19 protein-coding genes and 1 pseudogene are annotated in these 26,651 nt (G+C 60.1%); 12 read left to right on the top strand and 8 right to left on the bottom strand.

Going from position 1 to position 26,651, the window contains the following annotated elements; all coding sequences use genetic code 11:
- Positions 1-21: 21 nt before the first annotated feature.
- Together HGP14_RS24440 and HGP14_RS24435 are read right to left on the bottom strand one after the other, a co-directional pair.
- A complete protein-coding gene (locus HGP14_RS24440) occupies positions 22-1,566 on the bottom strand; it encodes a DHA2 family efflux MFS transporter permease subunit (RefSeq protein ID WP_168832460.1) in 1,545 nt (514 codons plus the stop codon).
- Positions 1,559-2,785, bottom strand: a complete 1,227-nt coding sequence (locus tag HGP14_RS24435; RefSeq protein WP_168832459.1) for an HlyD family secretion protein — start codon at positions 2,783-2,785, stop codon at positions 1,559-1,561. The genes HGP14_RS24440 and HGP14_RS24435 overlap by 8 nt, the downstream gene beginning before the upstream one ends.
- Before the next feature lie 288 nt (positions 2,786-3,073).
- On the opposite strand from HGP14_RS24435, the gene HGP14_RS24430 reads away from it, so the two are divergent.
- The 3 genes from HGP14_RS24430 to HGP14_RS24420 all read left to right on the top strand — a co-directional run bounded on the left by HGP14_RS24430 (position 3,074) and on the right by HGP14_RS24420 (position 9,253).
- Complete coding sequence (locus HGP14_RS24430; RefSeq protein WP_168832458.1) at positions 3,074-4,615, top strand: sodium:proton antiporter; 1,542 nt, start codon at positions 3,074-3,076, stop codon at positions 4,613-4,615.
- A gap of 250 nt (positions 4,616-4,865) precedes the next feature.
- Entirely contained in the window at positions 4,866-6,044 is a 1,179-nt protein-coding gene (locus tag HGP14_RS24425; protein WP_168832457.1) for an efflux RND transporter periplasmic adaptor subunit, read from the top strand.
- Positions 6,041-9,253: an efflux RND transporter permease subunit gene (locus HGP14_RS24420; RefSeq protein WP_168832456.1), complete on the top strand. Its 3,213-nt coding sequence runs from the start codon at positions 6,041-6,043 to the stop codon at positions 9,251-9,253. Before HGP14_RS24425 ends, HGP14_RS24420 begins: the two co-directional genes overlap by 4 nt.
- Here HGP14_RS24420 and HGP14_RS24415 read toward each other — a convergent pair.
- The 4 genes from HGP14_RS24415 to HGP14_RS24400 form a co-directional block, all read right to left on the bottom strand.
- Positions 9,222-10,226 (bottom strand): acyltransferase family protein, encoded by a 1,005-nt coding sequence (locus HGP14_RS24415; RefSeq protein WP_168832455.1) that lies wholly within the window; start codon positions 10,224-10,226, stop codon positions 9,222-9,224. The two genes, HGP14_RS24420 and HGP14_RS24415, sit on opposite strands and share 32 nt — an antisense overlap.
- A gap of 44 nt (positions 10,227-10,270) precedes the next feature.
- On the bottom strand, positions 10,271-11,536 hold the full coding sequence (locus HGP14_RS24410; protein ID WP_168832454.1) for an O-antigen ligase family protein: 1,266 nt from the start codon (positions 11,534-11,536) through the stop codon (positions 10,271-10,273).
- 11 nt (positions 11,537-11,547) lie between these two features.
- Positions 11,548-12,768 carry a polysaccharide biosynthesis/export family protein gene (locus HGP14_RS24405; protein WP_246704570.1) on the bottom strand — a complete coding sequence of 407 codons (1,221 nt, stop codon included), beginning with the start codon at positions 12,766-12,768 and terminating at the stop codon, positions 11,548-11,550.
- Positions 12,769-12,889: 121 nt separating this feature from the next.
- Positions 12,890-13,570, bottom strand: coding sequence for a sugar transferase (locus tag HGP14_RS24400; RefSeq protein WP_168832452.1), 681 nt, complete (start codon positions 13,568-13,570; stop codon positions 12,890-12,892).
- Positions 13,571-14,332: 762 nt separating this feature from the next.
- On the opposite strand from HGP14_RS24400, the gene HGP14_RS24395 reads away from it, so the two are divergent.
- The gene (locus HGP14_RS24395) at positions 14,333-14,611 is read left to right on the top strand and encodes an exopolysaccharide production repressor protein (protein WP_168832451.1); all 279 of its coding nucleotides are present in this window, start codon (positions 14,333-14,335) and stop codon (positions 14,609-14,611) included.
- Between the two features lie 114 nt (positions 14,612-14,725).
- Positions 14,726-15,736, top strand: a complete 1,011-nt coding sequence (locus HGP14_RS24390; protein WP_168832450.1) for a glycosyltransferase family 2 protein — start codon at positions 14,726-14,728, stop codon at positions 15,734-15,736.
- Between the two features lie 6 nt (positions 15,737-15,742).
- Here HGP14_RS24390 and HGP14_RS24385 read toward each other — a convergent pair whose 3' ends face one another.
- Positions 15,743-16,702 carry a glycosyltransferase family 2 protein gene (locus HGP14_RS24385; protein ID WP_168832449.1) on the bottom strand — a complete coding sequence of 320 codons (960 nt, stop codon included), beginning with the start codon at positions 16,700-16,702 and terminating at the stop codon, positions 15,743-15,745.
- Between the two features lie 531 nt (positions 16,703-17,233).
- On the opposite strand from HGP14_RS24385, the gene HGP14_RS24380 reads away from it, so the two are divergent.
- The 7 genes and pseudogenes from HGP14_RS24380 (at position 17,234) to HGP14_RS24355 (ending at position 25,706) form a co-directional block, all read left to right on the top strand.
- Positions 17,234-18,352, top strand: coding sequence for an acyltransferase family protein (locus tag HGP14_RS24380; RefSeq protein ID WP_168832448.1), 1,119 nt, complete (start codon positions 17,234-17,236; stop codon positions 18,350-18,352).
- 3 nt (positions 18,353-18,355) lie between these two features.
- Entirely contained in the window at positions 18,356-19,147 is a 792-nt protein-coding gene (locus HGP14_RS24375; protein ID WP_168832447.1) for a glycoside hydrolase family 16 protein, read from the top strand.
- Between the two features lie 80 nt (positions 19,148-19,227).
- Positions 19,228-20,397 (top strand): annotated as a pseudogene (locus HGP14_RS36490) (glycosyltransferase family 4 protein); the annotation flags it as partial.
- 30 nt (positions 20,398-20,427) lie between these two features.
- Positions 20,428-21,423 (top strand): glycosyltransferase family 2 protein, encoded by a 996-nt coding sequence (locus HGP14_RS35700; RefSeq protein WP_246704575.1) that lies wholly within the window; start codon positions 20,428-20,430, stop codon positions 21,421-21,423.
- Between the two features lie 14 nt (positions 21,424-21,437).
- Positions 21,438-22,349, top strand: a complete 912-nt coding sequence (locus HGP14_RS24365) for a glycosyltransferase (RefSeq protein ID WP_409527100.1) — start codon at positions 21,438-21,440, stop codon at positions 22,347-22,349.
- The gene (locus HGP14_RS24360; RefSeq protein WP_168832444.1) at positions 22,346-23,353 is read left to right on the top strand and encodes a glycosyltransferase family 2 protein; all 1,008 of its coding nucleotides are present in this window, start codon (positions 22,346-22,348) and stop codon (positions 23,351-23,353) included. Before HGP14_RS24365 ends, HGP14_RS24360 begins: the two co-directional genes overlap by 4 nt.
- 4 nt (positions 23,354-23,357) lie before the next feature.
- Positions 23,358-25,706, top strand: a complete 2,349-nt coding sequence (locus HGP14_RS24355) for a polysaccharide biosynthesis tyrosine autokinase (protein WP_168832443.1) — start codon at positions 23,358-23,360, stop codon at positions 25,704-25,706.
- Here HGP14_RS24355 and HGP14_RS24350 read toward each other — a convergent pair whose 3' ends face one another.
- A complete protein-coding gene (locus HGP14_RS24350) occupies positions 25,707-26,444 on the bottom strand; it encodes a metallophosphoesterase (protein ID WP_168832442.1) in 738 nt (245 codons plus the stop codon).
- Positions 26,445-26,651: the final 207 nt, after the last annotated feature.

Genomic DNA, 26,651 nt, shown 5'->3' with positions numbered 1-26,651 from the left:
GATGGCATGATGTCCGGAGCTTCATTCCATGACGGCGGTGTGATCGGATGGGGCGGTGGCAGCGGCCTTGGGCTTGCGCAGCAGCAGCACCAGCGGCATCACGGCCACGGACATCAGCATCAGGAGCTTGAAGTCGTCCATATAGGCGATGATCGTCGACTGCAGCGTGACGAGCTCATTGAGCGACGCCCGGCCCGCCGCGGTGAGCGGGCTGAGCGACTGTGCAGCGGCGGCATCGAAGGCCCGGTTGAACGGCGTGACATAGGCCGCGATCGACTCGTGATTGCTCTGGGTATTCTCGACGATTAGCGCCGAGACGATCGAAATGCCCACGCTGGAGCCGATGTTGCGGGACAGGTTGTAGAGGCCCGTGCCATCGCCGCGCATATGCGCCGGCAGCGTTGAAAAGGCGATCGTCGTCAACGGCACGAAGAGGAAGCCGAGCCCCGCGCCCTGGATGAAGCCGACGGAAACGATCGTCCATTGCGAAACGTCCGGCGTCCAGCCCGTCATGTCATACATTGCCCAGGCTGTCAGGCCGAGGCCGGCCAGGAGCAGCCAGCGCGTATCGACCTTGCCGATCAGGCGGCCAACGATGAACATGCAGAGCATGGTGCCGATGCCGCGCGGACCCATGACGATCCCGGCGGTTGTCACCGGATAACCCATCAGCGTCTGCAGATAGGGCGTCATCAGCGCCAGCGAAGCAAGATAGGTGACGCCGACCACGAAGATGAACACCATGCTGACCGCGAAATTCTGATCGAGAAACAAGCGTGGATTCACGAAGGATTTCTCGGCCGTCAGCGTATGCACGACCAACAGATAGAAGGCAGCGGCGCAGACGATCGCCTCGATCATGATTTCGCCGGACGAAAACCAGTCGAGCTGCTCGCCGCGGTCGAGAAACAGCTGCAGCGCGGCGATGAAGAGGCTCATCATGCCGAAGCCGAACCAGTCGAGTTTCGCCAGAGCATCCCGCTTCGTTTCCGCCACGAAGATGACAATCCCGGCAAACGCCAGCGCACCGATCGGCACGTTTATGTAGAACACCCACCGCCAGCTGATGTTGTCCGTCAGCCAACCGCCGATGACCGGGCCCAGAACCGGCCCGACCATGACCGAGACGCCGAATAAGGCCATGGCCGAGCCGCGCTCCTCGAGCGTATAGATGTCGAGGAGGATGCCCTGAGAGAGTGGAACGAGAGCGGCGCCGAACAGGCCCTGCAATAGGCGGAACGCAACGATCTGGTTCAGCGATTGGGCAAGACCGCAGAGGACCGAGGCGACGACGAAGCCGACGATCGCCGTCAGCAGGACGTTCTTGCGGCCGAACTTGGCAGCCAGGAAGCCCGACGGCGGCGTCATGATGGCAGCCGCGACGATATAGGAGGTCAGAACCCAATTGATCTGATCGGCACTCGCCGCAACGCTGCCCTGCACATAGGGCAGCGCCACGTTGGCGATGGTGGTGTCCAGCGCCTGCATGATAACGGCGAGAATGACGCAGGCCGTGATCGCGCCGCGATTGGCAACGGGTGCGGCCGGAGATGCAGCGTTACTCATGGTCCTTGCCGCCGGAACGGCCCAACAGGTTATTGACGAAATCGGGCAGGCCGCGGGCGTGGCCTGTATCGACATCGACGATCGTGCTCATGCCGACGCGGAGCGGCGGCTTACCGGCAGCATCCTCGATGCTGACGCGGATCGGAATGCGCTGGACGACCTTTACCCAGTTGCCGGTGGTATTCTGCGCCGGGAGCAGCGAGAAGCTGGAGCCGGATGCCGGACTAATGCTCTCGACCTTGCCCTTCCATTCAACGCCCGGATAGGTGTCGACATAGATGGCCGCCTCCTGGCCCGGTTTCACATAGGTAAGCTCGGTCTCTTTCGGGCTTGCGGCGATCCACAGATGGTTGGTGGCGACCAGCGAGAAAGCCTGCTGGGAGGCCTGCAGGTACGAGCCAACCTGCAGCGCGTTGACGTTGGTGACGATGCCATCGAACGGTGCCTTGACGACGCTATGGTCGAGTTCGCGCTGGGCATCGTCCACCTTCGACTTGGCCTCGAGATAGAGCGGGTTCTGCTCGACCGGCTGGCCGGCGTCGCCGCCGAGCTGGGCGAGCGTGGCTGCGGCTTGCGCTTTGGCGACCGCAACCTTCTGAAGCGCGGCATCGAGGTCGTGCTTTGCCTCGTCATAAGCCGAACGCGTCGCCGCGGAACTGTTAATGAGATTCTGCTGACGGGCGAACTGCGCCTGGTAATATGGGATGTCTGCCTCCGCCTGCGTGATTTCCGCGAGCGACTGCTGATAGCTGGCCTTCAGGTTTTCGATCTGGTTGCGCTGGGCGCCGAGCTGCGCCTTTGCGCCGTCGAGCGCGATCCGGAAGCTGTCGGGCTTCAGGCTAAAGAGCACCTGCCCCGCTTTGACGGTTTCGTTCTCGTGTACGTTGATCTGGTCGACGATACCGGAAACGTCCGTCGTCAGGCCAACCATATCGGCCTGGATATAGGCGTTGTCGGTCGACATCACCTGTCCGCCGTTCACGTAGTAATAGCCGCCGACAACGAGGGCGACGGGCAGGAGCGCGAACAGCACGGGACGTGTGAGGCTGCGCCGACGGCGGACCTTGGTACCGTCGGGCGCAGCCACGGCGGCAACCGGCGCTGGATTGGATGAAGGCGCTTCGGCTACCGTTTCTTGGGTTTCGGAGATCTTCTTGTCTTCGGTGAGGTTCTTTGCACTGGCGTCACCAACGACGCGCAGGGAGGAGTTATCAGCCATGGTTCAGCTCATTCTCGGCGACCGGTGTCGGCACGCCTGCACTAGGTTTGACTTCATGAGATAGGATGCGCACTCAAGATATGCCAGCTATTTATAAGCACACTTATGATCTTGCAAATACGTTCTGACGGTTCGCGGAACAAGATCAGCCGCCGGAAATTCTGCGACTGCGGCCAAAATGTCGCAGGGCATAGTTAAGCATTCGCTTCTCCAGCACCAGAGCGCCGTATGCAAGCCCCGCCGCCGCGCTAGTTTCTTGTTCAAACACTGATGGCGATGGGGAAATCGATGGCGTTTTTCGAGAGCATGCTGAGCCTGTTGCTGGTCGCGATCGTGTTCTTGCAGTTCTCGCGCAAATTTCTGATCCCCTATCCGACCATGCTTGCGATCGCCGGGGTCATCGTCGCCGCCGTACCCTGGGCGCCGGAAATCGGCATCGACCCTCAGTTGGCGCTCGCCCTGTTCATTGCCCCTGTTCTCTTCGACGCCGCCTATGACTTGCCGCCTCGGACCTTGAGGCAGAACTGGCTGCCGCTCGTTTCGCTCGCAGCTATCGCGGTGATACTGACCACGGCCGCGGTCGCCTTCGTCGGCGTGACGGTCGCGGGCCTTCCGCTTGCAGCAGCGATCGCGCTCGGTGCCATTGTCGCCCCGCCCGACGCGGCGGCCGCGACAGCGATGCTTGAAAGGTTCAACCTGCCGCGCCAAACCTACGTCGTCCTCAAAGGCGAAAGCCTGCTGAACGACGCAGTCTCCCTGCTCATCTTCAGCGCCGCAGTCGCGGCCGCCGCCAGCCCCAGTTTCTTCGCGAGCGTCCTGCCGCTGCTTGCATTTGCCGTTCCCGGCGGACTCATCTTCGGTTATCTCGCAGGCCGCGCCTACATGCTGATCGGCATCAAGCTCGCAGGCACGCTCGGCGGGACGCTGCTGGAATTCGTCGCCACCTTCGGCACCTGGATCATCGCCGAACATCTGCATCTCTCGGCGATCCTGGCGATCGTCGCTTATGCGATGGTCATTGCCCGTTACATGCCGGAGCGCCAAAGCGCCCGCCATCGCATTCATTCCTATTCGGTCTGGGAGGCAGCGGTCTTCCTTTTGAACGTCCTGGCATTTCTGCTCATGGGCCTTCAGGCCCGGCAGATATTCCTCGAAATGGAACCGGACCGGCTGACATTCGCAATAACCGTCGCCATTTCCGTCTTCGTCACCGTCGTCGTCGTGCGCATGCTCTGGGAACTTCTCTATAACCGCACGATGGCTCTCTTCCCGTCGCGCCATGCCACAAAGCAGGCGCCGACGCTTTCCATGAGCCTCGTTGCCGGCTGGTGCGGCATGCGCGGGCTGGTGACGCTGGCGACCGCGCTTGCTCTGCCCTTCGACTTTCCATCCCGCGATATCATTCTGCTTGCCGCGCTCGCCGTCGTTCTCGGCACCTTGATCATACAGGGTCTTACGCTCGGCCCGCTCATCCATTTTCTCCGCTTCGAGCCCGACCATTCATGGGGGAAAGATCTGTCGCAGGCCCGCGTCGAACTGATCGAAACCGCACTCAAGGAACTCGAAACCAAGCAGGGAAAGTCGGCAAAAATCCTGCGCGATGTCTACGCTTCGGAGCGCGAGATCGCGCGTAGTGGCGAGCATCCGCGAGAGGTGGGTGAAATGGACGAACTGCGGCGGAACATCATCGCTGCCAAGCGGGAAAAACTCGCCGAAATGCGCCGCGCCGACGCCATCGACGACGATATGTTCCACATCCTGGAGCAGGAACTCGATTGGGCCGAGCTCGCTGCGTCGTCGCCCGAGAGCGAGCAGATCGTCGAGGGCTGAGGCCTCACGCAAATCTCAAAACGGCGAGCGGTTGGCGTTTGCAATTTTCATCCACTGGCGTCTATATTCCTATGCCAGAGGTTTACCCGGGACGAACCTCTGCCTCTTCGAAAAACCAGGCGCGGCGGCCGGCCGCATGACGAGACAGGAAGACGAACACGGGAAACCGGGTTCCAAAGCAGCAGATATGAATTGCATCGTTACAGTGTAAGATCGGCGGTATAACGGCCGCCCAGCAGCGGGGGTTGCTATGCCTTACTCTTTTCGTAACATCCTGACATTTGTTGGCTTTGCAGCGCTTGCGCCGATCGTTGCAATGGCACAGCAAGCCCCTCCGGCTCCCCCGTCCGTCACGGTCGCCAAGCCCGTCGTCCGGGACGTGGTCGATAATGACGAATTCATCGGCCGCTTCGAGCCAGTCGACGAGGTCTCCGTGCGATCGCGCGTCGGCGGCTACCTGCAGGAGGTGCACTTCACCGACGGCTCTCTGGTCAAGAAAGGCGACCTGCTGTTCGTCATCGACCAGCGGCCCTTCATCACTGCCCTGAACCAAGCGAATGCTGCGCTGGAAGTGGCGAAATCGACGCTGACGTATGCCGATGCGCAGTACAAGCGAACGGCATCGCTCTCGACCAGCGGCAGCCAGTCGATTTCCTTGCTCGAGGAACGTCGCAGCCAATGGGATTCCGCTCAAGCCAATCTCCGAGGCGCTCAAGCAACGGCCGACCGCGCAAAGCTCGATCTGGAATATACGACGATTACCGCCCCGATCAGCGGCCGCATCGACCGCCGGCTGATTTCCGTGGGCAATCTCGTTCAGGCCGATCAATCGGTTTTGACGACCATCGTTTCACTCGACCCGATCGATTTCTATTTTGACGTCGATGAACGCCGGCTCCTGAACTTCGCGCAAACTGCGCGTGAACGCGGCAGCGAGCTTCAGCAGGGTGGCGGCGGTCTCGAAGTTAAGGTCCGCATCACGGATTCCAACGATAAGCCGTTCACAGGCAAACTGGACTTCGCCGAGAACCGGGTCGATAGCCAGACGGGCACGATGCGGGTCCGCGCCCGCTTTGACAATCCGAAATTCGTGCTTCAGCCCGGTCTCTTTGGCCGCGTGCAAGTGGAGGCGTCGAACGTCTATAGGGCCATTCTCGTGCCGGACGACGCAATCGGCTCCGACCAGAACCAGCGCGTCGTCTATGTCGTCGGCAAAGACGGCACTATTTCGACGAAACCGGTCCGAACTGGTCCGCGGCTTTACGGCTACCGCGCCATCCGCGAAGGCATGGACGGCAACGAGACGATCGTCGTCAACGGCCTGATGCGCGCCCGCCCGGGCAGCAAGGTCACGCCGCAGATGACAGAACTGCCGCAGAGCCGCGAGGATATCCCGCCGGAAGCTGCAAGCATGGAGCTGGCCCAATGAGGTTTGCGCACTTCTTCGTGGACCGGCCGATCTTCGCGTCCGTTCTCTCCATAGTTCTGCTCATTCTCGGCGGCCTCGCCTATTTCCAGCTGCCGGTGGCGCAGTTTCCCGAAATAGCACCGCCCACCATCGTCGTGCGCACAAACTATCCCGGCGCCGACGCCCAGACCGTCGCCGACACGGTCGCAACGCCGATCGAACAGGAGATCAACGGCGTCGAGAACATGCTCTACATGTCCTCGTATGCGACGGATGACGGGTCGATGTCCCTGACGATCACCTTCAAGCTCGGCACCGACCTGGATCAGGCCCAGGTTCTCGTCCAAAACCGGGTAGCGATCGCCGAACCACGGCTGCCGGAGGAGGTTCGCCGCACCGGGGTCACCACCACGAAGAGTTCGCCCGATCTTATGATGGTCGTGCACATCCTCTCTCCGAACAGCCGCTACGATCAGCTTTACGTCTCGAACTATGCCCGCAGCCGCATCCGCGATGTGCTCGTGCGCCTTGACGGCGTCGGCGATCTCACCATCTTCGGCGAGCGCGAGTATGCCCTGCGCATCTGGCTCGATCCGCAGAGGCTGGCATCCTATAGCATGACCCCGAATGATGTGGTGGCTGCCTTGCGCGAGCAGAACGTGCAGGTGTCCGGCGGCTCAATCGGCGGTCCGCCGGCGGCCGGCACAAATGCATTCCAATACACCGTGACAACGCAGGGCCGGTTCTCCGATGCGCGGCAGTTCCGCTACGTCATCGTGAAAGCGACAGCGGATGGCCGCCTCGTACAGTTGCAGGACGTTGCCCGCATCGAACTCGGCGCCAAGCAATATGTCACCAACAGCTACCTCGACGGCAAGCCGGCGGTGGCGCTCGGCATCTTCTCGCGTCCAGGCACGAATGCGCTGGCTGGCGCCGCCGAAATCAAGGCGGCGATGGAACGGCTCGCCAAGGACTTTCCTCCAGGGCTGGCTTATAACATCGTCTACAATCCGACGGAGTTCATTTCCGAGTCCATATCAGAGGTCTACAAGACCATTTTCGAAGCAGCCCTGCTGGTCGCAATTGTCGTGCTGGTCTTTCTGCAATCCTGGCGCACGGCCATCATCCCCATCGTGGCGATCCCCGTGTCGCTGATCGGCACTTTTGCTTTCCTGCTCGCCTTCGGCTTCTCGCTCAACATGCTGACGCTCTTCGGTCTCGTGCTCGCCATCGGCATCGTGGTGGACGATGCGATCGTCGTCGTCGAGAACGTCGAACGAAACTTGGCCAAGGGCATGACGCCGAGGGAAGCGGCGCATGTTACCATGGACGAGGTCGGAACGGCGGTCATCGCCATTTCCCTTGTCCTCATCGCCGTCTTCGTCCCGACAACCTTCATCCCGGGCATTACCGGCCAGTTCTACCGGCAGTTCGCGGTGACGATCTCGGTCGCAACGGCGATTTCGGCGATCAACTCGCTGACATTGTCGCCAGCGATCGCCGCGCTCGTGCTGCGGCCACACGAAGAACATGCGAAAGAGACGCGAAATCCGCTCACGCGACTGGGCCGCGGCCTCGCCAACGGCTTCAATCGCGGCTTCGACCGGATGAGCCACGGCTACTCATGGCTTGTTCGCCACATCGTTGCGACAAGGACCGCCGTGTTTTGTGCGCTGCTGGTATTTGCGGCACTGCTGGCGTCGACCTACTACATGGGCCGGATCGTCCCGAGTGGCTTTATCCCTAATATGGACCAGGGCTACGCAATCGTCGTCATTCAACTGCCCGAGGGCGCCTCGCTCAACCGCACCGACGCCGTCGTGCAGCAGGCGGCGGAAATCATCGGCAAAACGCCTGGCGTCTCTCACTCGGTGGCCTTTGCAGGCTTCAGCGGCGCCACCTTCACCAACGCGTCCAATCAAGGCGTTGTCTTCGCGCCCTTTGACACGTTCGAACACAGGCTTGAGCAAGCTCTAAGCGCTGGCCGGATCATCGGTCAGCTCTACCAGAACCTGCAGGGCATCCAGGAAGCCTTCATCATTGCCATCCCGCCCCCCTCCGTCAGGGGTATTGGTAATTCCGGCGGCTTCAAAATGCAGCTGATGGACCTCGAAAGCGGCGACATGCGGCGGGTTCTGGCCCTTGCCTACCAGATGATGGGCACCGCCAACCAGACACCCGGACTGACAGGCGTCTTCACCACCTTCTCCGTATCGAGCCCGCAATTCTTCCTCAATATCGATCGCGACAAGGCCCGTATGCTGAACGTCCCGATCTCGAACATATTCGATACGCTCTCGATCAATCTCGGCACGTCCTATGTCAACGACTTCAATGCTTTCGGCAGGGTCTATCAGGTGCGGGCGCAGGCCGACCAGGAATTCCGCCTCGAGCGGGACGATATCCTTGCTCTGAAGGTCCGTTCGGCGACGGGCGCGCTGGTGCCGCTGGGAACGCTCATCGAAGTTCAGGACAGGAGCGGCCCGGCGCTCGTCCAGCACTACAATATGTATGTCTCGGTACCGCTGCAGGGCAATCCGGCGCCGGGTGTGTCGACCGGCACTGCCCTCGATAGCATGGAAAAGATCGCAGCCTCGGTACTGCCCCCCGGAACGACGTTCAACTGGACCGAGCTCGCCTTCCAGGAGCGCGGCACCGGCAACACCGCGATCTATATCTTCGCGCTGTCGGTCATCTTCGTATTCCTGGCACTGGCCGCCCAGTATGAAAGCTGGGTGCTGCCGCTCGCCATCATCCTGATCGTGCCGCTCGCCATTCTCGCGGCCCTGCTTGGCGTCCATTTCCGCGGTATGGACAACAACATCCTGACGCAGATCGGCCTCATCGTGCTGATCGGACTTGCGGCGAAGAACGCGATCCTGATCGTGGAATTCGCGAGACAGGCGGAAGAGGGAGGCAAAACGCCCGTGGAAGCGGCGATTGAAGCCAGCCATTTGCGCCTTCGCCCCATTCTGATGACTGCATTCGCCTTCATCTTCGGCGTCGTGCCGCTGATGATCGCAACGGGGCCGGGCGCGGAGATGCGCCAGGCGCTTGGCACGGCCGTCTTCTCCGGCATGCTCGGCGTCACGATTTTTGGCCTGTTCCTGACTCCGGTCTTCTACGTCGTGCTGCGCGCCCGCTGGCGTAAGACGGCTGTTGCGGAGCAAGCATCTGCCGATGAACTGGACGCTGAGACTACGAAGGACGTTCGAGCGGGCGGCGCTTGAAGGTGTCGCCCGACAGCAGCTTGCGCATGGGCTTTTCGATCATCTCGTAGGCGGCGACTCCCAGGAGCGTTCCGGCGCAAGTGGCCGCAACCACGGTAAGAGTATCGGGGATCCCGGCAAGTCCGGAGGCCTTGAGGACAACCGACACCGCCAGCGTGTGCCAGAGGTAGATGGAGTAGGAAGCGTCGCCGAAATAGGTGAGCACCGGCACGCGGCCGATGCTGCCGTCCGCCTCCAGCGAGACCATGCCGTACACCAGCGCCATCGCCAGCGGCCCGCAGATGAACTCGTCGAATTCCGCTCCACTCAGATAGATCACCGCAAAGCCGCAGAGTGCTGCGCCGACGAAAGCAAGCCCGAGGCTGTGGCCCGCGATCCAGCGGCGCAGCCACAGTTCGGCGATGAAGACACCGCCCAGGAATTCCAGGATGATCGGGCGGGTGTAGGTGGCGAGCATCGGCGAGGACGGATGCCAGATCGCGCCGATGACGACGAAAAATCCGAACGCCGCGGCGAGGAAGAGCAGCCGCCACTGGCGCGGCAGGAACAACGCACCGGCAAAAACGACATAGAAGAACATCTCGAATTGCAGCGTCCAGCCCTGAACCAGGACTGGCCAAATCTCGCCTGTGCTCGGCGAGTGCACAGGAATGAAGAAGAGCGAACCCAGGACGTGGCCGGCAGCAAGCCGCAGGTTTGGAAACAGCCCTGCCAGTGCTCCGGCGATCATGATCATGGTCACAAGCCAATATGAGGGGGCGATGCGGCGGACTCGGTCGAGCAGGAAGCGCTGCGGCGTCAACGGCTTGCGCTCGCTGATCACCCACATGATGAATCCGCTGATGACGAAGAAGACATCGACGCCCGCAGCGCCGATGACGAAATGCTCGCTACTTCTCTCCGCCGCATGAAAAACGACGACGGCAAGTGCCGCGAAAGCACGCAAATATTGGATCCCGTAGAGGGTCTTCATGCATTTCCCCGTTTACTCCGCTCTCGCGGCGTAGATGCAGATGATCAGGAATTGACAGGCGAAACGGATTGATAACGTCGCAGGGCGGCCATCGCCGAACGTTGTCGCGCGCCGACAAGTTTTCCCGCGGTGAAGTAAAGAAGGAACGTACCGACGTTATAAGGTGTCAGAATATCGATTTCCACGAACGAGCGGAACAGAAGCAGCACGATGATGCCGAACAGCAGATAGGATTCATCGTTGCGCACATCCTCCAGCAGCCGGCGCAAATGCCCCCACAGCGTTGCGATGATTGTGGCGGCCAGAATGAGCACACCGGTCAGGCCGAGTTCGACTGCCGTCTCGATGTAGGTGTTATGAAAATGGAAGCCGCTTCTCGAGCCGATAAAGAATTCCTTCCATAGCCGCTCCGGCTCGGAAAAACCTTGCACCCAATAAGCCTGGTAGCCGACACCGAAGGCCGGGTGTTGCGTCGCTGCGGCAATACCCTGCTGCCACAGATAGGTACGCCCGGTCAGGGTCGAATCCTTGCCGAAAAGACCAAGGACCGCATCGACGGCACCGAGATAGACACCCGCCACGGCGAGCACGATTGCCGCAACCCCGCCACCGACGACCAGCAGTTTACGATTATCCGGCGACAGCATGAGCACGACGCGTAAGCCAATCAGCAGGGCGACGATAGCTGCCGTCGTGATGACCGAGGTTGCGGATTGCGCGGCGTGCAGGCAATAGGCGGACATAAGGCCGGCGATGACGGAGGCTATCATCCACAGACGGCGTTCGCCGTAGATGAAGACGGCGGCATATGCGAAAATGATGCCCAGGGATGCGTAGAAGGCAAGCTGGTTCTTTGACGCGAAAGCACCGACGAAACTGTAGGTCCCGTCGATCGGGTCATATTCGTAAAAGCCGAAGAGGATCGAATAAAGGAGCACAATGGCCGTGCCTGCCACCATCCCAAGCGTCAGGGTCCGGACGTCGACCACGCGAACGGCGATCAGCGCGCAGGCCACCTGTGTCAGTAATTGGATGCTCGCCCGCATCGAGACGCTCGGGACCTGCGACCAGAATACGGACAGAAATGCGAAACCGGCAAAGGCAAACAGCCAGATGAACCGGCTGTAGCTGCCCAGCACCTTACGATAATCGACTGCGATGAGCGGCAACCACAACGCATAGTAAAGCAGGATCGCCGGCTGTCCGAAACGGAGCGAATAGGCGAAGCAGAAGAGCGAAAGCGCCACCGCCGGAATGGCGTAGATTTCGTTCTCAGCTGGTTTTATCAGCACCGATTTGGCGATCCGCATGCGGGTCTCCGCTATCTCATTGCGACCCCGGCGGTGACCTTGATCAGGTCGCCGGGCTGCAGTGCGGTGTTTTCCTGCACCGGAATTTCCTTCGACTGGCCGTCGACTTCCCGCACGATCGAGTAGCCGATGCTGGCACTATTGTCCGGGTCGAACCGCGCGGCATCATTCGATTGCGCCAGAGCTTCCGACATCAGCGCATCGCTGGTCGCAAGCTTCAGGTTGTGCGTATCCAGATCGCTTTCGGTGTCCTGCAGTTCCTGCGCCAGCGTGGCGTCCCAGTCGTTGCGGAGCGTAATCTCGTCCTGATTGGCCTTGTTGATGTCCTGCTTGGCCTTCAGCGAGTTGGTGTCGATGTCGAGAAGCGTGGCCTCGATATCGGCTGCGCGCTGTTCGGATGCCATCTTGCGGGCGCTGAGCGCAAGCCCCTTCTCGGCAAGGTTTTCCACTTTATCGCGGTCTTCCTTGGCAAGCTCGAGCTGGCGTGTCTGCGTCTCTGTCTTCTTGGCGAGAGACTCAATTTCGGACTGCAGCAGAGATTTCAAGTCCTCGAGCCCCTGAAGCTGCAGCGTGAGCCGCTTCTTGCGCGTCGACATCAATGCTGTTTCGCTGGCAAGCAGCGCCTTTGCCTCCGGCAGATCCTTCAGTTCCTTCGGCATGTCGATCGTCTCTTGGCCGGCGATCTCGGCCTGCAGCCGTGCCTTGCGGGCGAGCAGGCGATTCTTTTCCGTCGTGTAGACGACTGCATCACCCTTGGCGTTGATGAAATCGCGGGCAAAGCGCTGGCCGGCGTCTGCGCGGTGAAGCCCGCCGGCGAGGCTGACGGCCTTCACGACGGTGAGATTCGGTGCGAAAGGATATTCGCCCGGCTTGTCGACGTCGCCTGTCAGGAAGACAGGCCGGAATTCGGCAAGTTCGACGGATGCGGAGGGCCGGTCCTTCAGGCCGAACTGCTTCTGCAGCGCGACACCGATCTCCTGCGCGATCGCATCCGTCGTCTTTCCGGAGGCTGGGAGGTCGCCTACGAACGGAAGCGAGAGATTGCCTGCGGGGCCGACCGTATAGTCGCCGCTGACCACCGACCAGTCGCGGATCGATCCTTCCGCCGTCTGCCATTCGGCAACGCGGATGCGCAACTTGTCCATCGTGCCCAGCTTGTAGTCATCAGCCTTTGCAAAGCTAGAAGAGCCGACCAATATGCCAAACCCCGCAACGAAAGCGAGGCCAGTCATAAAGGAGTTTCCAAGCAGGTTACGGCGTAACAGGATTTCTCTCATTCAGTCTTTCCCATAAATCGGCACGGCAAGCCAAAAGCTATACCGTACGTCACTGGTGTATTTGGAAGCGGCGTTCTCAGTAGCTGCCGCGCTGCATGCAGACGGCAGGGATCGTCCGGGCAATGATCATAACGTCGCGGGTGAGCGACCAGTTTTCGACGTAGTGGGTGTCGAAAGCAACGCGCGTGGCATAGGACACGTCGTTACGTCCGCTGATCTGCCAAAGGCCGGTAAGCCCAGGGCGAGCCTGAAGATAATAGACGGCGGAAGACTCATAGAGCTCCAGTTCGTCATGCACCACGGGCCGAGGCCCGACGACGCTCATTTCGCCGCGAAGGATGTTGATGAGTTGCGGCAGTTCATCAAGGCTGAGCTTGCGCAGCACGCTTCCGACGGCGGTGACCCGCGGATCGTCCTGAAGTTTGCGCGTTGAACGCCACTCTTCCATTGCCTTCGGATTGTTGCGCAGATGCTCCTGCAGAACCTTGTCGCCATCGACGACCATGGTTCGGAACTTCAGGCAACGAAACTCCTGGCCGTTGTGGCCGATACGGCGATGTCCGTAGAAAGCCGGTCCCCTGTCGGAGAGCTTTATGAGCAGCATCACCATTAGAAACACCGGACTCAGGAAAATGAGCCCGAGCGCGGCAGCAGAGATATCGAATGCTCGCTTGATTATCCCGCCGGTCGGCGGAAAGACATTCGCATGAACCACGCCAAAGAATGGCGTACTGTCCGATCTCGTCGCAGACTTCATAGAGTTAACTCCACTTATGTTTGCCGTTTGGTCGGTATGCCAAGGCCGATAGGCTGGCGTTGACGAGTTCGGAGTGTATGGGCCGATTTTGTTTTTTTAAGCCACAATTTCATGGCGATTGTGTAACGGGCCGTTTTTGACGTGCCGCAAGCGCTTTTTCGTTTATGAGCCATCCCTTAAGTGCAGATGCAAAGCTTGCAATGTTTTCGAATAGTCTCGATGAGCCGCACTAAAGAACTTGGTATTTGCTTTGCGGCGCAAAAAGATTGAAGAATAACTTCTTCTGCGGATTTGCGACGGAATTTGGCTATGCAGCCTCGGCACTACCCTCAATAGGTCAACTATATTGCCTTATTGCCAATTTTATTGCGGCGCACCATGCATTTTGCGCCGCACACTCAAATCGTTTTAGATGAGAACTTTGTAATAAAAGTTGAACGCATTGCCCGCCGCCGCGTTAGTTACCATGTGGAAATATGGCGCGAAAGACAGGTGCAATGTCAAATTTGCCGCAATCCAAGGTAAGCTGATCGCATGAAAGGAGGCCGGAGTTAATCCTTAACGAGCATTCGCCGATTTTATCCAAGGCCGGAACGAAACCTTAATTCGAATACTGTAGAAAACGAGCAACGGATAACGAAAGAATGCTTCTGTTCGGTTGAAACCACAGGCTATCTAAAATATACAAAGTAAAGGGTCCCAGGGAGGCAGCCCGAATTCAATGAATGTTCATTGAACGACCTCCTTAGGGGAGGCAGGATTATGTACGCACCTCGTGTTTTCGTCAGCATGCTCGGCGCTTTGGCGGTCTTTGCGATTGCGACCTATTACCTAAACGGTTCTCTCGTCGATACGCTGATCGACACAGCAATCAGCGCGGTACTTTTGCAGATCGGCTACTTTGGCGGCGTGCTTTTCCTCGTCTGGAAAGAAAGCAAGGCGCGTAACGCCAAGGGGACTGCAGTGATGTCGCCGGCTCGCGACGACAAGGAAACGCTTGTCGTTACACCGTTCAAAAGTTCCGAGCCTTTCAACCGTTGAAAGCACGCTTCCGGCACGTGACGCCCGGGCTCCGTAATATCTTTTGAAGGTCTTTTGCATTGCCGTCGAAGCGGCGACGTCCTAACTGTTGCGCGAAACAACGGAGGGTACGACGTGGTTGAGACGGCTACGGCAAGCATATGCGTAATCATTGCCGCCAAGAACGCGGCCGATACGATCGGTATGGCGATCGCTTCGGCCTTGCGGGAAAAGCAAGTGGCCGAAGTCGTCGTGATCGACGACGGATCCACCGATGGAACGGCCGATGTCGCCAGGGCTGCCGATGACGGCAGCAATCGCTTGAATGTCGTCTCCTTCGAGAAGAACAGGGGTCCGTCCGCCGCCCGCAACCATGCGATTGAGGTCTCCTCCGCGCCGCTGATCAGCATTCTCGATGCCGACGACTTCTTCTTCGAAGGCCGCTTCAGCCGGATGCTTGCGGAAGACGATTGGGATCTGGTGGCCGATAACATCGCCTTCGTGGAAGCCGAGACCGTCACGCGCGCCCCGCAGCAACTCGACCATTTCCCTGATCGTCCGCTGTTTCTTGACTTGGTGAGCTTTGTCGAGGGCAATATTTCGAAGCGCGGCGTCCGGCGCGGTGAAATCGGCTTCCTGAAGCCGGTCATGCGGCGTGCGTTTCTTGATGCTTACAAGCTGCGCTATCGCGAGGAGATGCGCCTCGGCGAGGACTACGATCTCTACGTCCGCGCGCTGGCTAACGGCGCACGCTACAAGGTGATCCATAGCTGCGGGTATGGCGCCGTCGTGCGCGGCAACTCCTTGAGCGGAAGCCACCGGACGGAAGATATCCGCAGGCTCTATGAAGCGGACCAGGCGATCCTGGCCAATTGCAAGCTGTCCTCAGAAGCCGCCGCAGCCGTGCGCCGGCACGAGAGCCACGTTCGCGGCAAATACGAGCTTCGGCACTTCCTCGATGTGAAGAAGCAGTCCGGGGCCGGTGCGGCCCTTGGCTACGCCCTGACCCACCCCCTGGCCATCCCGGCGATTGCCGGGGGCATCTTCATGGACAAGACGGAACGCTTCCGCAGCCCCGGCGGCGTCGACATCGCGACCAAGGGAGCCGGTGGGCTCAGATATCTTTTGCCGTCGCCTGCGGAGTAAGCCTGCCTATTTCGAAGGTTTTCCGCCGGCGAGCTGAAGCACGCTCGTGAGCAAGGCCGGATCGCGCCAGGCCCAGCGTGCCAGCAGCCGCAAGTCCGGCATCCGTCGCCTGCGCACAAGGCCGGCCTGGCTCCAGAGCGCCTGTTTCCGTGCCCGGCTCTTGTAGGCCTTGATCGTTTCGATTTCCTGCGGACGCTTGGAGAAACGGCTTTCCAGCCGGTCGAGCGCCATCCAGGTTATGAACTGCTGCTTGAGGAACTCCGGCGAGGCGTTGTCGACGCCGTGGAAAATATTGATTCCTTCTCCGCGCAGCGCACCCGCCTCCCCGCAGAGAACGATCCGCCGCGCCGCGAGCATGCAATCGCAGAAAAACAGAACATCTTCCGCCGCGAGCCGAAGTGCCGCGTCGAAGCGAACCTTCTCGATCAGCGGCCGGCCGATGACCATGCACGACATGTGCAGGAAAGCCCAGTTCTTCAGCATCACGCCTGCAAGGTCCGGAATCTCGAGCAGCAGCGGATGGTCGGAAAGGCGCGACGCCTTTTCGCTCCTCTCCAGATCGGCGATCCCGAAATGGTAGTCGAACTCTTCGCCGCCGTGGATTGACGCCCAGTAACAGTCTGCATCGAACTTCTGCAGCGCATCATGGGCATTTTGCAGATGCGCCGGCGTCCAGAGATCATCGGAATCCAGAAAGGCTGCGAAGCGCGTAGCGGCCGGAACGTTGTCCAGGCCGGTATTGCGCGCTCCGCCGGGGCCTGCATTCGGCTGCTTGACGATCGTAATCCGCTCCCGCTGGTCTTGGGTGAGCGGCTTCAATTCGTCTTCGGCCGCATAGGGTGACTGGTCATCGACAACGATCACATCGAAGTCCTGAAAGCTCTGCGCAAAGACCGAAGCCAGTGCGCGGCGAAGGATGCCGTCTTCGCGCTGATAGAAGGGGATGATGATCGTGAAGGTCGCCATTCTTTCTCCTGAAGGACCGTCCGGTGATCAAGCACATAGACCCGAGAGCTACACCGAACAAGTTGCTGCAGTGCGAAATGATGAAGGTCATTCCGGCCGAAATTTGTCAAAGCCCAATAGTTTGGCCTCGAGAGAGGCATGTGCTGAAAAGGCGCACCAAGGATACCAAAAATCACATTCTCGCCGCAATTCGGGACTGCATGGCCTTGGAAACCGTCGACATCTTTCACCAAGAATGAAAAACTTTTCTAGCACGCGTGCTCCCGGCCCGGCCCAATCCTGCTTTATTATCATATTCCGAAATACATTGCCGTATGGGGCGTTCAGCCGCTTCTCTAAGTCGGTGCGCGACAAAACCGGCTGCCGATGCGGAGGTTCCCCGGCTGTGTCAAGACGGGACACCCGATCATTTTTGCTGCAGCGCCATATTTTCTTCCGTGAAAACACTCTAGCTTTTGGATCGCGGGCTGGAGTCTGTCTCGTTGAAACGGCCGTAAGGGGAGGTGCGGCCGAATAGGGGTGACTGATAACGTGAACGTAGACACAAACGTATCCTCTCGGATCAACCTGATGCGCATCGTGCTCATTTCGGGCATCGTGTTCGTCCATATACCGTTCGATCCTGCCAACACGCCGTTCAACGGAAACTACGGTTTCTTCGACTGGCTGCGGGTGTTCCTGAGCGAAGCGCTCTTCCGTGTTGGGGTTCCCTGCCTCAGCGCCATTTCCGGCTATCTGCTGTTTCGTGGCGGCATGGAGGGGTTCGACTACTTGAAGACCGTGCGGACGAAGGCGCAAACCGTTTTCCTGCCATTTCTCCTCTGGAATACGGCATTCTTCATCGCCGTGCTGGCAATGCTGAGCATCGGCATCGGCGATGGCTACGTCATCAGTCCTTGGACAGCATCGGTCCGTGGGCTTCTCAGCCAGCTGTTCGCGCTCGAGGATTTCCCGGCAAACATCCCGCTCTATTTCCTGCGCGACCTCTTCGTCTGCATCCTGCTTTCGCCGCTGCTTGCCTGGCTCATCCGTCGCGTTCCGCTGCTGACGCTGTCGGCGCTGCTGCTTCTTGCGCTCATTCCGGAATTGTCGCTCTACATCGTGATCAAGCGCTCGATCCTCTTCAGCTTCACGTTCGGCATCTATGCAAGCCTCTACAAGCTCGACATCAAGGCGCTTGATCGCTTCGCCCCGCTCGGTGTCGCGGCTCTCTTTATCGCCTCGGCGCTACTTGCGACCGCGATCTACACGACCGGTCCATTGATGCCCTCGTGGGTCGAACTTTCCCGCAACGCCCTGGCGATCGGCGGAGCTGCGGGTTTCTGGATGTTGTCTGCCCTGCTCATCAAAACCCGTCTGGGCCAGCGTCTTTCGAAAACCGGGAGCCTGAGCTTCTGGATATTCTGCGCCCATTATCCGCTGCTCGTCTTTCTTTGGATGGTCTGGGGAAAGATGGGGATCGATTTCTATCCGCTCTTCTTCTGCGGCTCGCTACTGGTTCTCTTCCCGGTGCTTGCGGTTTCCAACAACCTCGTCCGCAACACCGCTCCGCGTCTCTACGCCGTACTGACCGGTGGCCGGTCGAAGAAAGGGTCTTCGCCCGCTTCGCGCCGGGAAATCCCGGCAGAATTCATTCCACAGCAAAGGTGACACATGACGGCTAAAATCGCCCATGCGCGACTGCTTTGCCAAAGCTTGACAATCGGCGCCCTGTTCCTGGGCGCCCTTCCCGCCCATGCCCAGCAGGCGACGGGCAAATCCTTCGTCGACGATTTCGACAAGATCGATCGCAGCGTCTGGTTCGTATCCGACGGCTGGAACAATGGCGCTCACCAGAATTGCACCTGGTCGAAGAACGAGGTGAAGGCCGAGGGCGGCATGCTGGGCCTGGGCTTCACGGAGGGTAAGTCCAAGGACCGGAATTATCTCTGCGGCGAGATCCAGACGAAGAAGCGCTTCAGCTACGGCACCTATGAAGCGCGGATCAAGGCGGCAACCGGCCCGGGCCTGAACTCCGCCTTCTTCACCTATATCGGCCCGGCCGACAAACAGCAGCACGATGAAATCGATTTCGAAGTGCTTGGCAAGGACACGTCGACCGTTCAGCTGAATCAGTACATCAAGGCGAAGGGCGGCAACGAAAAGCTCGTGCCCGTCGGCCAGGCTGCCGACCAGGGTTTCAACGACTATGCCTTTGTCTGGGAGCCGGCCCGGCTTCGCTATTACCTGAACGGTAAACTCGTTCAGGAGGTCACCGATCCATCCAAGATCCCTCAGAGCCCGCAGAAGATTTTCTTCAGCCTCTGGGGATCGGACACGCTTGCGAACTGGATGGGCAAGTTTGCCTACACACAACCCACGACGATGGAAATCGACCGGTTCGCCTACACGGCGCCCGGCGATAAATGCCAGTTCCAGGGTTCGATCGCCTGCACGCTCAACTGAGCGTGCAGAACCTGCCAAGACACTGCACAGCACCAACCGAACGGACTCCGGTGAATTCCGGTCTACGCAAAGGAGTATTGATGCTAAAAGTCCTCTACCTGGCGCACGACCTTGCCGATCCGGCTGTGCGCCGCCGCGTGCTGATGCTGAGGGAGGGCGGCGCGTCGGTGACGCTGGCCGGCTTCCGGCGCGGCGAGAATGCGCTCGCCGCCGTCGATGGCCTTACGCCGATCGAGCTGGGGCGGACCGCTGACGGCAGATTCGGCCAGCGCATGGCCGCCGTCGCAAAGGCTGTTGCCGGACTCCGCCGCCTGCTCAAGGGCGTCGAGCGCCCTGACGTGATTATCGGGCGCAATCTGGAATCGCTCGCCGTCGCTGACCGCGCAAGCCGGCTCTTCGGCGGCGTGCCCGTCGTTTACGAATGCCTCGACATCCATCGCCTTCTCGTGAGCGACGGTGCAGCCGGCAAGGCCATCCGCCGTGCGGAAGCCCATTTCGGACGCGACGCCAAACTGATCCTGACCAGTTCGCCGGCGTTTATCGCCAACTACTTCGTTCCGCGCTCTGCTCTCAAGGCGCCGATCATGCTTGTCGAAAACAAGGTGCTCGCGCTGGACGGCATGCCGGAAGCCAAGCCGTTCCGCTTGCCGCCGCAGGACGGCGAGCCCTGGAAGATCGGTTGGTTCGGGGCGCTCCGTTGCCGCAAGTCGCTAAAACTGCTTGCCGATTTCTCCCGCTGCATGGATGGTCGCGTCAACATCGTGCTGCGCGGCCGGCCCGCCTATTCCGAGTTCGAGGATTTCGACACCTTTGTCGCCAACGAGCCCTACCTGAGCTTCGAGGGGCCGTACAAGAACCCGGAAGATCTCTCAGCGATCTACGGCGATGTCCACTTCTCCTGGGCCATCGACTTCTTCGAAGAAGGCCTCAATTCCAGCTGGCTGCTTCCCAACCGGCTCTACGAAGGCTGCCTCTACGGGAGCGTGCCGATCACGCTTGCAGGCACCGAAACAGCCCGCTTCCTCTCCGCCAAGGACATTGGCCTGACGCTGCACGACGCCTCTCCTGAAAGCCTCGAGGCGCTCTTCGACGGCCTCACCGGCGAACGTTACGGCGCCCTTGCGGCGGCCGTCGCAGCCGAGGATCGCAGAAGCTGGTTTGCTGACCGCAGCGATTGCCGCGCCTTGGTCGACAACTTGTCCCGCCTTGTATCCTCCGCCGCGGAGGCGTCCGCCGCTTCCTTTGTTCCCGCAACCGCAGCTCAAGAGGGTTTGACTGCAATGAAGACTGATGTTTGTTCCAGCGTCGCCAGCCTTATCGTCATCCCCTGCCTGAATGAAGAAAAGCACATCGGCCCCCTGATCGAGAGACTGGGTCCCGCCCTCGATCAATTGAATGCCCGCATCGTCGTCGCCGACGGCGGCAGCACCGACGGCACCCGTGACATCGTCGCGCGGATCAGCGAAGCCGACCCCCGGGTCATTCTTCTCGACAACCCGCGCCGGATTCAAAGCGCGGCCGTCAACCTGGCGGTCAAAACCTTTGGACGCGACTACGAATACCTGATCCGGATCGACGCCCACGGCGACTATCCGGCGGATTATTGCCAGCGGCTTGTCGAAGAAGCCGAGCTGGTCCAGGCGGATTCGGTCGTCGTCGCGATGGAGACGATTGGACACGGCATTTTCCAGAAGGCAACGGCTTTCGCGCAGAACTCCAAGCTCGGCAATGGCGGCTCCAAGCACCGCGAGGGTGCCAAGGGCCATTGGGCCGATCACGGCCACCATGCGCTGATACGCATCGCAGCCTTCGAGTCCGTCGGCGGATACGATGAGACATTTAGCCATAATGAGGACGCGGAACTGGATTACCGCCTGAAAAAGGCCGGGTTCGGTATCTGGATGACCGACAAGACGCGGATGATCTATTACCCAAGATCAACGGTCCGGACGCTTTTCCGCCAATATCTTGGCTATGGTCGGGGCCGCGCGAAGAACATCCTCAAGCATGGCAGCATGCCGAAGCTTCGTCAGATGTTGCCGCTTGCGGTGGTGCCGCTGTTTATCGGTGCGTTCCTGGCCGTGCTGAATTGGATCGCCGTTATACCATTCAGCCTCTGGGCGGTCGCCTGCGTCGGCTACGGCTTCTGGATGGCCGTCGGCCAGCGCAACCCATACGGCCCGCTTGCCGCACTCTCGGCCATGGTGATGCATTTCGCCTGGTCGGCAGGTTTTTGGATGGAGCTCCTGAGCTTCCGCAACCGCAAGGCTTCCTGATGAAGGACCAACGCATGCAGATCGATATCGGCGTTTGCACCTATCGCCGCGCCTCATTGGATGAGGCGCTGCTTTCGCTTGCCGGTCTTGCGGTTCCCGAAAACGTCAAACTGCGCATCATCGTTGCCGACAACGACGTGACGCCGAGCGCACGAGAGCGCGTCGACGCTCTTCGCTCAAGGGTCCCGCACGTGATCGCCTATGTGCACTGCCCGGCATCAAACATTTCGATCGCCCGGAACGCCTGTCTCGAAAACGCGACCGGCGACTTCCTGGCCTTCATCGACGACGACGAGGATGCCTCGGAAAACTGGCTGATCGAATTGCTGAGTGCGGCCGAGAGGACCGAAGCAGACGCCGTCCTTGGACCGGTCCGCAGCGTCTACTCCCAGACGGCGCCAAGCTGGATGCGGGAAGGTGATTTTCATTCGACCCTGCCGGTCTGGGTCGGCGGCGAAATCCGCACCGGCTACACCTGCAATGTGCTGCTTCGCCTCGGCTCGCCGCATGTGAAGGGGCGCCGCTTCAACCTGGCACTCGGAAAGACGGGCGGCGAAGACACCGAGTTCTTCAGCCACATGCACCGGGATGGCGGGCGCATTGCCTATGCCCCCGAAGCGCACGTCTATGAATCGGTACCGGAAAATCGGGCGGAGCTTTCGTGGCTTGCGAAGCGCCGCTTCCGTTTCGGTCAGACGCACGGCCGGCTGCTGCAGGAGAAGCACAAGGGCCTCAATCGTCTGAAGCAGATCGGTCTTGCGACGGCAAAGGCCGGTTATTGCCTCGGCGTTGCCTTCGTCTGCATCCTCGTTCCGGTCCCGCGTTATCGCTACGCACTTCGCGGCATGATGCACCTCGGTGTCGTCAGCGGCCTGCTCGGTGTGCGCGAGATCCGCCAATACGGCGCGGCGGAGGGGACTGCATGACGAAAGCGCCGCCGGACATCAGCTTCATCATGGCTGCCTACAATGCAGCCGAAACGCTCTCGAAAGCGATCGACAGTGCGCTGGCGCAGACCGGCGTGACCGTCGAGGTCATCGTTGCTGACGACTGCTCGACCGATGAAACCGGCGAGGTGGCGCGAGGTTACGCGGATAAAAATGTCCGGCTGCTGACGCTTGAGAAGAACGGTGGGCCGGCCGTAGCACGCAATACCGCCCTAGCCGCGGCGAGCGGCCGCTGGATTGCCGTGCTCGATTCCGACGACGCCATCGAGCCGGGCCGACTTGCGCGACTGATCGCCCGTGCTGAACACGCAGGTGCACAGATTGCGGTCGATAATCTTCGGGTGATCCGCGCCGATGGCTCGCCCCCGGAAACGATGTTTGCCGAAAGCGCTCTGGCGGCCATGCCGGAATTGACGCTGCCCGACTTCATTCGCTCCAACGCGCTTTTCGAAACGACGCATAATTTCGGTTATCTGAAGCCTGTTTTCGAGCGCGCCTTCATCGAGAAGCATGCGCTACGCTTCGACGAGAACCTGCGGATCGGCGAGGATTATGTTTTTCTCGCTTCGGCGCTGGCGCTCGGCGCACGCTGCGTCATCGAGCCGATCCCCGGCTATAACTACAATATCCGCGAGGGCTCCATCTCACGGGTGCTGGAACTCCGGCATATCGAGGCAATGGTGGAGGGAGACAGGGTCTTTCTCGGGAAACACACGCTCGATGCGGATGCCATGGCTGCACAGAAATTCCGGGCACAGAGTCTGCGACGGGCGGCGTCGTTCCTGATCCTGGTGGAAAACATCAAAAACAGATCGATCTCCGGCGCGATCAGGGCGGCATGGCGCGATCCTGCTGCCCTTCGCCACCTCAAGATGCCGATCGCCGCACGCCTCAACAGAATGGCGGCGGCATTCCGCAATCTCGCCGGACAAAAGACAGACATTCCAACGTTCGGCGGCGCACCGCGTTCGCCCAAAGGATGAGCTCATGAATCAACGAAACCTGACCCTGCACAGCTCCGTACCGAAAGCGGGCGACGATTCCGACAGCTTCATCGATATCGATCGGCTGATCGCGATCCTCTTGCGCCGCAAAGGCTCGATCGTGCTTTGCGTCGTTGCGTTCGTGGCGCTCGCGGCCGTCTACCTGTTTCTTGCGACACCCGTCTATACGTCGATGACGCAAATCCTGCTCGACGACAGCATGACCAAATATGCCGAGGATCAGCCGCCGGCCGCCAACGCCCAGCAGTTGGATACGCAGATTGCCAGTGCCGTCGAAATTCTGAAATCGAACGAACTTGCGCTGCGGGTCGTCGACGCTCAGAAGCTCGCGGATAACGACACCGTCCTCGACGCCGGCCAGTCGCCGGTCGACCTCGTGAAGTCAGGCATAAAGCTTATCGCCAGTGCCCTGACACCGGGCGGCCCGCCGGTCTCCGAGGAGGATGCCCGTAATGGCCGCCGTCAGAAGGCCGCAGCCATGCTGCAGCAGGCGCTGGGGGTGGAGCGCGTTTCCCGCAGCTCCGTTATCGCCGTCTCCTATCGCTCGACCGATAGGATGCTGGCTGCGAGGATCACCAAGGCATATGCCGACGCTTATCTGAACGACCAGCTCAACGCGAATTTCGACGCAACCGAACGTGCCTCGGTCTGGTTGCAGGAACGCCTTGCCGATCTCCGCAATCGCTCGCAGCAGGCGGCGCTCGACGTCGCGAATTTCAAGGCCGCGAATGGCCTGACTTCGGCAAACGGCGAGCTTATGTCCGACCAGCAGCTTGCCGACCTCAACAAGCAGCTCATCGTCGCACAGGCCGATACCGCAAGCGCCTCGGCCCGCTACAACCAGTTCAAGTCGATCGTCGATCAGGGCCCGGAAGCGGCGGTCAACAACGCCGCAATCTCCTCCGGCCAGACGGATAACTCCGTCATCCAGGACCTTCGCACGCGTTATCTGTCGGTCAGCCGCCGCGAGCAGGAGATCACCACCAATTATGGTGCCGACCATCCGCAAGCGGTGCAGCTTCGCGGTGAGAAGGAAGACCTGACACGTCAGATCTTCCAGGAACTCAAGCAGCTCACCTCCAGCTATCGCAACGAGTTCGAGGTCGCTCAATCGCGTGAACAGTCGCTGCGCGAAAACATCCGGCATCTGACCGGCAAAAATTCGGAATCGGACAAGTCGATCGTACAGCTCAACGATCTCGAGCAGCGGGCAACCGCCTTGAAGACGCTCTACGAATCCTATCTCGGCCGTTACGAAGAGGCTTCGCAGCAGCAGTCCTTCCCGATCGCGAAGGCACGCGTGATTTCCGAAGCCGGTATCCCCACGTCGCCGTCGAGCCCGAAGAAAACGATGACGCTCGGTCTCGCCATCGTTCTCGGCCTGATGGCCGGCGGTGCGCTGACCGCGTTCCAGGAATTCCGCGAACGCTTCTTCCGTGTCGAGGGCGATGTGCGCAGCATCCTGGGCCTGAAATTCCTCGGCTACCTGCCGCTAGTCGGAAAGCCGCCGCGCGAACGCAAGGTCTTCCAGCCGCGTAAGGAGCCGCTCCCTCAGACCGCCGAAGCACCGGACGATGGCGCAAGCTTCGAACGCATCATGCGTATTGTTCTCGAAGCGCCCCGCTCGGTCTTTGCCGAAACGCTGCGCAATGCCAAGCTTGCGAGCGACGTCATGTTCCAGGGCAAGAGCGATCGTGTCATCGGCGTCGTCTCCGCCCTGCCCGGCGAAGGCAAGTCGACGACAGCGGCGAACTTCGCAGCCCTGCTCGCGTCCAGCGGCAAGCGCACTCTGCTGATCGACGCCGACCTTCGCAATCCAGGCCTGACGCAGATGCTGAAGTCACCGCCGCAGCAGGGTCTTGTGGAAGCAGTCCTCGGTGAGGTGCCGTGGGCAAGCGCCGTCAAGGTCGACAGCCGCACCAAGCTTGCGATCCTGCCGGTCGTCACGAACGACCACCTGATGCACACCAGCGAGCTTCTTGCCTCCCAGGGCATGTTCAACCTTATGGAAAACGCCCGGAAAATGTTCGACTACATCGTGGTCGACCTCGCGCCGCTCGGCCCGGTCGTCGACGCCAAGGCCTTTGCGCCGCAGGTGGACGGCTTCCTGTTCGTGACCGAATGGGGCCAGACACCGACGAGCATCGTCCGAGACGTCGTGAATGCCGAACCGCAGATCAAGTCGAAGATCCTGGGCGTCATCCTCAACAAGACGGATATGGCCGAACTCGGCAAGTTCAGCAATTTCGGCGGCACGGAACGCTACCACCACAAATATGTCAGCTACTACACGGAAGAAGTTCCACAGAAGCGTCAGGCTGCCGAGGCCTGATCAGGTCGAAAAGAGGTGAACCCGTCCCCGCCACAGGCGGGCGACGGTCAGCCTTCCGCTTTTGAATGCACGCGTATCAAGATTGAGCCGCTTCGGCTGCACCTCTGGTTCGTCACCCGGCGTATGGCCGTGAACGACGAGCTTCGGTAGCGAACTGCTGCTGTTGAAGAAGCGGTCGCGGATGAAGACGAGATCCTCGTCCTTCTGTTCGGAGAGCGTGAAGGCGGGGTCGATCCCGGCATGCACGAACAACGCGTCCTGCGTATCGACCAGGATCGGCATTGCCCGCATGAAATCGATATGCTGGCGCGGCAACGACTGGCGGATGAAGCCGTCGAGTTTCGCAGCCGTCGGAAAGATCAGCGGCAGATGCTCGGCATCGAGACCGTAGGAGCGCAGCAGCGCGTCGGCGCCCATGCGCATCCATTCGGAAAATGAAAGATTCCCGTCGATATAGTCGAGCATCATCATTTCATGATTGCCGGTCAGACAGATGCGGTCGAAATTCTCCGGCGGCGGCGACATCAGATGCGAGATCACCTGCGCCGACGAGGGACCGCGATCGATGTAGTCGCCAAGTGCGATGATGAGCTTGCGGCCCGGCAGACGCGCCGCATCCTTGACAATCGTGTGTTCGGCCATCTGCAGCAGGTCATGACGCCCGTGAATGTCTCCGATGGCATAAATAGGCATATCGCCGCAATCGAGCTGAAGGCGTTGCCGGGCAGACGATAGCATTATGGGAAACCTCTTGGCGGGTACTGACGCATGAGCCATAATCAATTCCGTGCATGGCTGAAAGCGCTGCGGTGCGAAATGCCAAGTTTGTGAGGAGTTGAGCGCGGCCTTTTCCTCTTAACCTGGTAAGAAAATTCAAACCATACTAATTTTGTAGAAAAGCCGGTCTTACCATTCCGGCTGCAATCCTCCACTCCTGTCATCTCT

The sequence above is a fragment of the Rhizobium sp. P32RR-XVIII genome, assembly GCF_012641395.1.
Lineage (GTDB): Bacteria > Pseudomonadota > Alphaproteobacteria > Rhizobiales > Rhizobiaceae > Rhizobium.
The sequence above is the reverse complement of the archived record's forward strand: the minus strand, read 5'-3'. Positions and strand labels throughout refer to the sequence as shown.